Annotated in this window: 1 protein-coding gene; it reads left to right on the forward strand. The window is 41.8% G+C overall.

What is annotated here, in order from left to right:
- A partial coding sequence (locus D1643_RS11365) for a hypothetical protein (RefSeq protein WP_201751124.1) occupies nt 1-593 on the forward strand: 593 nt, incomplete at both ends.

Here is a 593-nt window from a genome sequence, read left to right on the forward strand (position 1 = left end):
GAGCGTGACGCCAACTCTAAACAGTTATCAGCCAAACTTTTCTTAAACAACGCATCGGGTGAAATGGACTCAAACTATAACTCACCTATTCGTATGAATCGTAACGCAGCAACCATGCGTATTGTTGGCCAATTAATTTTGCTCGATATTGTGCATACTGCTGCAGAAATGGGCGGCGAATCTGTGTCAACCAATACAGATGGTGTTTATCTTACTGGTATATCCATGGAAGAAACAAAAAACATTGTTCACAACTGGGAAGCAAAGTATGCGCTTGAAGCCGAACCCGAAGAGGTTGAACGCTTTGTGTCGAAAGACGCTAACAACCGATATGAAGTTATGGACGGCGGCGGCACACGTAACGCCTCAGGTGGTATGCTATCAAACTTTTCTCACATGAACTTTACTAAAAAATGGACTCAACCGCCTATTGTAGATGAGGCCTTAATTCATTACTTTGACACTCATGATGATGTACCAAATACGCCAATTGACGAAATAGACCTTGACAGCTTACGTGAGTTCTTTAAAGAGCGTGTAGCGTCTATTAAAGATGAATCGTTGAGTGAAGAAAAACGTTTGGATACAATCAC

The organism is Enterorhabdus sp. P55 (assembly GCF_009911695.1).
Taxonomy (GTDB): Bacteria; Actinomycetota; Coriobacteriia; order Coriobacteriales; family Eggerthellaceae; genus Enterorhabdus.